Origin of the sequence: uncultured Microscilla sp., assembly GCF_947493425.1 — a bacterium.
Classification (GTDB): domain Bacteria; phylum Bacteroidota; class Bacteroidia; order Cytophagales; family Microscillaceae; genus Microscilla.
In genome coordinates this window covers 1-7433 of the sequence record NZ_CANLRP010000268.1, presented here as the reverse complement: position 1 = coordinate 7433, position 7433 = coordinate 1, and the positions used below count along the sequence as shown (strand labels likewise).

Genomic DNA, 7433 nt, shown 5'->3' with positions numbered 1-7433 from the left:
AGCGGATGCACTTTGTCTATTTCCTGTTGCAACTCCTCCAAATGAGCCACCCGGTAACGTTCGGTGCTGCTTATCCGCAAATGACCCGCTTTGTGCTGCACCAAGCGAATGTCTTCGCTCTTAAGCCAATGACCCAACACCACCCGACGAATAACGTGCGCGTTGGTAATCAAAGGATTCAAACGGCGAACCTCCTCAAACAAAGCCTTGGTCAGCACCTCATAACGAGCCCCCACCACAAACAAACCCACCTCCGCCGAACGACCCGCAATCAACTGATGCAAAAGCAAAATCTGACCAGGCACCAAAGGCAACACCCGCGCCCCCGTTTTGTTGGCACCCACGCCACTGGCTTTCAAAGACAACTCACCCTTGGTCAAGTCCAGATCGCCCACCTTGATATGCCTCACTTCCAAGGTTTTAACCCCCTGATAAATGTACAAAGACAACAAAGACTTACTCACTACATCGCCATTGTAAGCCCCGTACAAATGCTCCAGGGCGGCAAAGTCCAAACCCTGGAAAGACACCCCCACCACGCCGCCCTTTACCCGCAGGTTTTGCGCCGGATTGTCCGAACGAAAACCCTGCAAAATCAAGTAGGAAAAATAGTGTTTCAAACCGCTCAGGTGGCGATTAATCGTATAAGGCTTACAACCCAATTGCTGCAAATGGCGCACAAACACCAACAAATCAGCATAAGTGAGCGACGCGGGCACCCCGGTTTGTTGCTCACACAACGCCAAAGAGCGCTGCACCTGGGCAATACTAGAAGCCGCCAAACCCAAGCCCTGTAAATAAGTTTCGAAAGTTTTCATGAGAGAGAATTACGAATGAGAGAATTACGAATTACGAGTTAAATAATTACAAGTCAATCAATTACGAATTACGAATGAACCAACAGAGTCTATTTTACCATTCGTAATTCGTAATTAAACAATTCGTAATTCCTGCAAGTGAGTGTAAATCCGCGTTGATTCCAGCGACGAATGACCCAAAAACAAGGCAATGTTAGACAAAGACATGCCGCCTGCGTGCAAATGAGTAGCAATGCTATGGCGCAAACAATGAAAACTCGTCCGTTTGTCTTCAACCGACAACAAATCGGCTTTGCGTACCAACTCCTTTAGCCGAATGTTTACCATCTGCTTAGACAAGCGCGTAGCACGCCAACTGAGCAACAAAGCCGGCGTAGTGCCCGATTGCGGAAGTTTGGCGCGTGCCTGGTACACATAGCGGTACAAGTAAGCCGCCACCTTGGAGGGCATAGGCACCGAACGGGATTTGGCACCTTTACCCGCTTTCACCTCCAGCCAACCTTTCTTAAAGTGTAAGTCGCTCACATTCAATTGGCTTACCTCGGCGCGCCGCAAACCACAACCATAACCCAACGCCAACAAAGCCTGGTCGCGGAGCCCAAAAAAATCTTCACCACAAGCCGCATAAAGTAATTCTATTTCCGACAAACTAAATACCTCCAACGCCTGAGCACCCGCCCCACACAAACGCAACCGGGGCAAAGCAAAGCCAGGTAAACCAAGCGCCTCAAGGTAGCGCGTAAACTGACGCAAGGTCTTTTGCATACTCAGCAAATGGCTCGTACTCAACAATTTACCCGTTTTGAGACTGGAGCGGCTGCTCAAATAAGTAAAGAAACATTCCACCACCGAACCGTCCACCTCAGACAAACACACAATGCCCGTTTCTTCTAAAAAGTGTAAAAACTCCTGCAACTGGCGCGGATACTTGCGGCACGTATCAGGCGAATAGCCCAAAGTCTGGAGCCAGGCACCAAAACCAGCCACATAAGATTGATAATGATATAAAGGAAGTGAGTTCATAAGAGTTAGTTTTTTAGTTAGGAGTCGGGAGTCGGGAGAGAGGTTTTAGCTTTTTTGTTCTTTGATTGAGCTTTTAGCCGTTAGCTTTTTTTTAACTACTGACTACTAACCCCCAACTAAAAAACTCCCGACTCCCGACTAAAAAACTCCGGACTAAGAGTTATAGACTAAATTGATAAGAATAAATAAAGAGATTGGTTTTATAGATTAAATTTAGACCCACCGCCATGCACTTTTTTGGAATGAAGAATGCCAGGGGTATTTGAGGGCTAACTCACTGATAGTGAGGATTATCTAGCGTTCCATCTAGCATTTTTGAGGGTGGGATGCCAGGCTAATTTATTGATTTTCAATAACTTCTGGCATTCCAATTATTTCAATGCCTTGAGTTGATTGGCTAGAAACTGACGGATACGAGCGCGTAAAGCCTGGATGTCGTCCCAATACAGAATCTTGTACGTCCAACCTTTGTTTACATGACCACCCACTTGTTTGATATACTCCAAGTCGTGCAAATTGTGCATATAGCGATGCAGGGAGGTATTAGAGATGCGCAAGTCTTGACGCACCTCACGCCGGGTAAATTCACGTTTGATGCCATTTTTGAGACAAAAAGTTTTTAACTGCTCAAAGAATTGACGTAACTCCCCGTCTAACTCATCAATGCGCAATATAATAGTTTCGAACAAAATTTCATTCGCCCAATGCAAATCGGCTTTCGTAGCCACCAAACGACCGTGCGCATCGCGCGACCGTTGAAACTGGTGTAACAAAGTAATTTGCTTCACCAACGACTGGTACAAACTATGCAAACGGCGCGCTTTTTTCACCTCGCCTGGGAGCGATAGTTGGTCAGCGTAAGGATTCACCACCTCATAAGGACGCAACAAACGCACACAATTTTGTAGCAACTCTTTAATAACCAATTGTTTAGACTTAATCACCTTCCCCACCGAACAAGCATTCATATAATCGATAATTGCCTTGGTTTGTGCTTCGCTTTCGTTCACCGCCAAAGTAAAACAACGGTTTTCGTTGTCCTCGTATACCTCGGTTTGGGTAGTAGCCGCCATAGAAGCAATAGGACCAAAAACCTCTTTGACCCGGCTCCTAATTTGACCTTGAGCATCCTGACCAGCCATAGAACTCGCCAATTTACCGTAGCTGATCAACTCACGAAAAGACAACAAAGCCTCCTCACCCAAACCGTCCAAATCCTGGATCACAAAAAGTTTGTTACAAAGCTCGTACTTATCATAGTGATAAAGTCCCCGCTCGCTAATCCGGGTAACGCTGTGAACATCTTCGGTGGGCATAAGTTGTTCGATGGCATTGATCAAGTGCGATTTACCACTTCCGCTGCTTCCTTGTACTATAGCATGCAAAGTATCCGGCATTTTGTAACTACTTGCTACACAGAACAGTAATAAACGATTCATCTCCTCGCCTACCACCCCACAAGCCCCAATGTGCTCGTTTAGTTTCGCCATCAGATCAGAAGAACGCAACAAAGCCAAACAGTCTTTTTGCAAACCAGGCGGCACCAACACCGGAGCATGCGCCTTGGTTTTGGCGTTCGTCAAAGCCTCTAGTTGCGCATCGCGGTAAGCTTCCAGGGCATCGGCTAAGTGGTTCAAATCCATCAACAACAACTCATAAGCAATCCCCAACTTGGCGTTAGCTTCACGGGCCACTTTCTCCATCTGGCGGTCTTCGTACAAATCTACCTTATGGCGGCTCTTTGTGCTGACCGCAACCCTATCCTGACCCGAAGCCCCCTCACCAGTGCGGGAAGTATCCAGCGTGGACACCGGATAAATAAACAAAGTCACCTTCATAGACTCCAGCTCCGGTTTGGGCGCCCCTTGCAACTGATAACGCCCATTCAAAGTCTCCAGCAACAGCTTTTTAGGGTTAGACGTATCGAACCTGAAACCCGGCGCGGGTGCTGCTGTAGCGCCATTGCTGCTCGCCTTGGCTCCTCCTCCTGAATAAAGCACCGTTTTCTGACTCAGGAGATGAGTAAAAACCGAAGGCTCGTCCGAAGCTTCCACTACTTGACCATAAGCCACCAATAAAGAATTCACATCTTCGCCCTCTGGTGTAGGCACACTACTAATAGTCCCCTGTTTCCAAACCTTCCACAAATCCTCCGCCCGGTGTTTCAAAGCCTTGCGACCCGCATCATCCCCGTCAAAAAACAAATAAATCTCCTGCAAATGCGGCAACTGCAACACCATATGTTTGTGCGCCGGAGTAAGACCATTGGTCCCATACAAAGCCAGTACCGCCGTATCCGCCTCATCTACCGGAAAAGACGCCGCATCAATCACACTCTCCGTAAGTACCAGATACTTAGTACTTTGTGCGTCAGGATAACCAGGATACAAGCCTTGGCGCTGCGTGCTATAAAAATGCCGTTGGTCGCCCTCGTTGCTAATGCTGCGCCCGTAAAAACTCACAATATCACCTTCAGCATTCTTCAGAGGAAAAATAATACAACCCCGACCCCAAGCCGAAGAAATACCCAAAGCATCTAAACCAGCCCGCAAAGGTTTGCTCAACTTTCCATCGTGGTAACCCACCTCCTGGACGTGCTCCAAACCCCGACGCCCCATGTACGCCTGAGCCGCCTTACTTTGAGCAAAAGCCCGCCGAAAGTGAGTAAAAACCGCCGTCATCGTCTGGACGCGTACTTTTTTGGGTATACCAGGCTGCGCCTGAACCAAAGAAGGCGCCGCCACTCCCCCACCACCAGAAACACCCAACAGCGACTTACACTTCAAAATTGCCTCGTGCTTGCTCAACTTCTCCTGGTGCATCACAAAATCAATCACATCTATAGGCTTCCCGTGCGCCTCGCAATTGCTGCTAAAACAAAATACCGTGTCCGACTTCGGGTACACCTCCATACTCGGCTTGGTATCATTATGAAAAGGACAACACATGCGATTGTTTCCGTTGACGCTTAAGCCATAGTGGGCTAAAACTGTAGAAATGGATAGGTTTTGTTTGATTTGTTGTATAGTCATAGTAAAAAAGTTTAAAAATCATTATTTGCATATTCGCAAGCAAATATAGCAGACTTGTTTACATAACACAACATTTGTGCATATTTATTAAACACAAAGAGCTAGTATATATTTGTTTTACCCTGCTTTTTATGCTAATTTAGGGTAGAAAATAAACAAACATGGAGAAAACATTTGCAGATAGACTCAAGGAGTTACGTAAAAAGAAAGGGCTTTCTCAAAATCAACTGGCGGAATTAATAGACGTGCATTTTGCGCAAGTATCACGCTATGAAAGAGGAGAAACAAAGCCCAACGCTCAGGCAATAACTAAACTAGCTCAGGCACTTAATACTACAGCTGATTACTTGATGAATGGTACGTCAGATGATCATTTAAATCAAATGGCTTTGGATAAAGAAATTATCAGTCGATTTAAACAGATTCAAGAATTAGATCAAAATGAAAAAAAAATAGTGCTTTCACTGCTAGACGCTTACATTGCAAAGCAAAAAATCACTCATATTTTAGGACTTCAAAAATAAACTTTCCATTTTTTTTTAAGCTCAAGCATATATTTTTACTCAAAAAAATATAACTCATAAGAAATAAAAAACCCTGCACTAAAACTTAGTACAGGGTTCAACTTTTTTACTTGATGACTATCCCAAATCATCCAATGCAAAAGTACAGACAAAAACCCACTTCTACAACTCATAACCTCCTCTTTTTCAATTCATAAGAAATAAAAAAAGCCCAAACCATTTTTACATGATTTGGGCTTTAGTTTTTTACTCGGTTTATGTTTACTCAACCTTTCCAGTCTCATTTGGAAGACTTAAAATGGCTAGAGGGAGTTAATATATATAGTAATTCCAGCCAGTAATTGCTGATAAAGCAAAAACCATCAACGCTAAAACAATAAAGATGCTTGCTAAATTTTTAAGCTTTCGCAATTCATCAGACACAGGCTGTTCATTATAATGATGGTCAACCTTATGCTTTTTAATCAACATCAAGGCCTTAATCTGCAACCCCACACTTATAAAAAAACACAAACCAACAAGAAGCATTACTAACGACATTGCTATTTTTTATTTAAATGTTTCAAAGCATTTTTTAAATACCTAACTACAGTAGATCTTATTCCCAAATCTCGAAGGGATACGCCTAGTTTCTTTTTTACAGTTTTGTCAAAACTAGTTACAGCACTAGACACTGATAGATACCTACCTTTTTTTGCAAAATAAGTATATGATAAATCACTATAACCTGCTAAACCCGTAGCTACACCAAGCCTTGGAACGGCGACTGTACCTCCTATTGAATGTCCACGATCCTTTGGTTTCATTAAGTTGTTATCTTCAGCTGCTATCCCAGTATTGAGCTCGGCTCCAAAATTACCGAAACCAACGCCACCTATGACACCTGCATTCATTCCCCAACCTTCTATGCCATCTATGCCATCTGCGTTGAAGTTAACTCCTCCACTAACTCCAATTCCCGCAGCAGAAAATAAACTAATCCCCATTGTTGGGGTAACATATATTCCATAGTTCCCTTGCAAATCCATAGCAATTCCAACTGCCAGACTTCCTGTAAGACCCAAAGCGTTGCCTAGCAATCCAAGAGCAACTCTTCCTTCAAGCTGAAGAAATGCAACGCCTTTCCTTCTTAAATCAGTAACAGGAGAGTTTTTATCAGGAAAATCACTTGTAAATAAATTAAATATTTCCCTGTTCAGAAAGTTGTTTCCTAGTCCATTTCTCGAAGGCCATCTACCATGTTGTGCATCCAACATTGCGTCTTGGGCTCTTCCCTGCGCTTCGTTTTCTTTAGTCCAATCATCCAGGCGCCTTTGTTCGATGGCATCATCACCTTCAGGTGCTAAGCCAGTAGGATCATTTAATAAAATTGGATTGTTAAACGCATATTGATAGGGGGAAATACCAGATATAATAGGCGCCAGATCATCTATTCTATGAAATCTTCCTAACTGAGCATCATAACTTCTAAATTCAGTTTCATAAAAGTTCAAATCAAAGCTTTTCTCAAGCTCAGTACCCGCATTATACAAATACTTATGACTTGGCGTCCCCTGCTTCTCAATTCCTCGCAGGTTCATTCCAAACGGATAATAATGATTCTCCTGTACAATCAATTGGGGCGTATGCTCCACCACCATATCATCAAAGAATACTTCCTGGTCGCTTTCATTGGCGACGAAGGCTTGTAAGTATCCCCTTTCGGTAGCAGTATACGTGAGTTCCAGGTCTTGCCACTGTCCGGCACCTGGAGTTAGATGAGCAATTTGTAACGAGGCGGTAACGGGCGTACCGTCTTTTTTATAAAATACAAGTTTTAAGTACCCACTTGGTACTGTGGCATTGGGGTTGTTCCCCCCGTTGTTGGGCGTAATGCTAAGCCCTAAATTGAGTAAGAAAGGTGTGTTTTCTGTAGAGATTTCTCCACTGTTTGAATGGCCATTTACTTGTCCCAGGGTAAGCCCCCAGTTCACCGCGTTGTTATGGGTTACCGAACCCCCGGCGTAATAACCTTTCACTTTGACTTTTACCACGTC

The 7433-nt window shown here is 44.2% G+C and carries 6 protein-coding genes; 1 reads left to right on the top strand and 5 read right to left on the bottom strand.

Going from position 1 to position 7433, the window contains the following annotated elements; all coding sequences use genetic code 11:
• The 3 genes from Q0954_RS31970 to Q0954_RS31960 form a co-directional block, all read right to left on the bottom strand.
• Positions 1 to 818: tyrosine-type recombinase/integrase (locus Q0954_RS31970; RefSeq protein WP_299465417.1), on the bottom strand; the 818-nt coding region annotated here is incomplete at its 3' end.
• A gap of 114 nt (positions 819 to 932) precedes the next feature.
• The gene (locus Q0954_RS31965; RefSeq protein ID WP_299465413.1) at positions 933 to 1841 is read right to left on the bottom strand and encodes a tyrosine-type recombinase/integrase; all 909 of its coding nucleotides are present in this window, start codon (positions 1839 to 1841) and stop codon (positions 933 to 935) included.
• A 371-nt stretch (positions 1842 to 2212) separates the two neighbouring features.
• The gene (locus Q0954_RS31960) at positions 2213 to 4873 is read right to left on the bottom strand and encodes a CHC2 zinc finger domain-containing protein (protein WP_299465410.1); all 2661 of its coding nucleotides are present in this window, start codon (positions 4871 to 4873) and stop codon (positions 2213 to 2215) included.
• Between the two features lie 161 nt (positions 4874 to 5034).
• Here Q0954_RS31960 and Q0954_RS31955 point away from each other — a divergent pair, with 161 nt between their 5' ends.
• On the top strand, positions 5035 to 5397 hold the full coding sequence (locus tag Q0954_RS31955; RefSeq protein ID WP_299465407.1) for a helix-turn-helix transcriptional regulator: 363 nt from the start codon (positions 5035 to 5037) through the stop codon (positions 5395 to 5397).
• Between the two features lie 312 nt (positions 5398 to 5709).
• On the opposite strand, the gene Q0954_RS31950 is transcribed toward Q0954_RS31955, so the two are convergent.
• Positions 5710 to 5937, bottom strand: coding sequence for a hypothetical protein (locus Q0954_RS31950; protein WP_299465404.1), 228 nt, complete (start codon positions 5935 to 5937; stop codon positions 5710 to 5712).
• A 2-nt stretch (positions 5938 to 5939) separates the two neighbouring features.
• Positions 5940 to 7433: RHS repeat-associated core domain-containing protein (locus Q0954_RS31945; protein WP_299465401.1), on the bottom strand; the 1494-nt coding region annotated here is incomplete at its 5' end.